The 1,976-nt window shown below is 50.1% G+C and carries 2 pseudogenes; both read left to right on the top strand.

Annotation, left to right across the window (positions count from 1 at the left end):
* Positions 1 to 112 precede the first annotated feature (112 nt).
* Positions 113 to 1,591, top strand: a pseudogene (locus C4N23_RS13610) (VirD4-like conjugal transfer protein, CD1115 family); the annotation flags it as partial.
* 140 nt (positions 1,592 to 1,731) lie between these two features.
* Positions 1,732 to 1,860 (top strand): annotated as a pseudogene (locus C4N23_RS13615) (Maff2 family mobile element protein); the annotation flags it as partial.
* Between the last annotated feature and the right edge of the window lie 116 nt (positions 1,861 to 1,976).

Genomic DNA, 1,976 nt, shown 5'->3' on the forward strand with positions numbered 1-1,976 from the left:
AAGCAGCCACCCGAACCCGCAAGCTGAAAGTGCAAAACGCAGACCCTTTGCACTTTGCACTTTCGCACTTTCACGATAATTTGCGTCAATAACTCAAAAAAACACTTGACAAAACGCTTCATGGGGTACCACCAAGGACATTGAGCCGTTCATGGCTCCCAAGTTTGCCGACAACATTATCCTGACCAAAACAGAACGGCTGATGATGAGCAATCGCCCACCTGACCCCAAAAACGCCCGGAACAAAAATGTGCTGGTGGTGGGCGGCTCCGGCAGCGGCAAGACCCGGTTTTGGCTCAAGCCCAACCTTTTACAATGTCACAGTTCCTATGTGGTCACTGACCCGAAAGGTAGTATCGTGGTCGAGTGCGGGAACGCACTTCTGAAAAACGGCTACAAGGTCAGGATTCTGAACACCATCAACTTCAAAAAGTCCATGCACTATAACCCCTTTGCCTATGTCCACAGCGAAAAGGACATTCTGAAACTGGTCACGACCCTGATGACCAACACGAAGGGAGAAGGCAGCGGCGGCGATCCATTTTGGGAGAAAAGCGAACGTCTTTTGCTCACCGCCCTGATCGCCTATCTGCATTATGAAGCCCCGGTGGAGGAACAAAACTTCGCTACCCTGCTGGAGATGCTGAACACCATGCAGGTGCTGGAGGATGACGAGGAATACCAGAATCCGGTGGATCTGCTGTTTGAAGAACTGGCGAAGAAGAAGCCCAACAGCTTTGCCGGGCGGCAGTACAAACTTTACAAGCTGGCTGCCGGCAAGACCGCAAAATCCATCCTCATTTCCTGCGGCGCGAGGCTCGCTCCCTTCGACATCCAAGAACTGCGTGACCTCACCATGTACGATGAACTGCAACTGGACACGCTGGGAGATAAGAAAACAGCTCTGTTCCTCATCATGTCGGATACGGACAGCACCTTCAATTTCCTGATTTCGATAGTCTACACCCAGCTTTTCAATTTACTGTGCGATAAAGCAGATGATGTGTACGGCGGCAAACTGCCAATCCATGTACGATGCCTTATTGACGAGTGCGCCAACATCGGGCAGATCCCCAATCTGGAAAAGCTGGTAGCCACCATCCGCAGCCGTGAGATCTCGGCCTGTCTTGTTTTGCAGGCGAAAAGCCAGCTAAAGGCTATCTACAAGGACAATGCGGATACCATCATTGGCAACATGGACAGTCAGATTTTTCTCGGCGGCTCGGAACCCGGTACACTGAAAGACCTGTCGGAAATGCTGGGAAAAGAAACGATTGATTCTTTTAACACTTCGGACACGCGCGGTAATTCGCCATCCTACGGAACATCGTTCCAAAAACTTGGTCACGAATTAATGAGCCGGGACGAGCTTGCGGTGCTGGACGGCGGCAAGTGCATCTTGCAGCTGCGAGGTGTGCGCCCCTTTCTTTCGGACAAGTACGACCTGACCCAGCACCCCAACTACAAGTTGACCTCGGACTACGACCCCAAAAACACCTTCGATATTGAAAAATATCTGAACCGAAAAGAAAAAATCAATCCCAATGATGAATTTGTTGTGATTGATGCTGATTCGCTCCCGCCTGCCTGACTCGGTAGGCGGTTTTAATTTATCCCGGTCAGAAAAGTGCACCAGAAAATCAGCCTTGCTGCGGTTATGCAGCGTAAAACTACAAGATTTCGGGTGTGTACAAATGATCGAAAACGCTTTATAATAAAGGAGAAAAGACTATGGAATTCTTCAACTCTGCTATCGAAGTTCTTCAGACTCTGGTTGTCGCTCTGGGTGCTGGTCTCGGCGTGTGGGGTGCCATCAACCTGCTGGAAGGTTACGGTAACGACAACCGTGCGATGCGTTCCTGACTGAAAAGGTCAGGCACAAGTTGAAGGACTAAAGAAGTCCAGAATCTTGGAGAACTGATATTTCGATGGATGAAATGAGGGAGTAACGTCCCGAAGCGTCCACACTGATACTC

The organism is Faecalibacterium hattorii, from assembly GCF_003287455.1.
Taxonomy (GTDB): domain Bacteria; phylum Bacillota; class Clostridia; order Oscillospirales; family Ruminococcaceae; genus Faecalibacterium; species Faecalibacterium hattorii.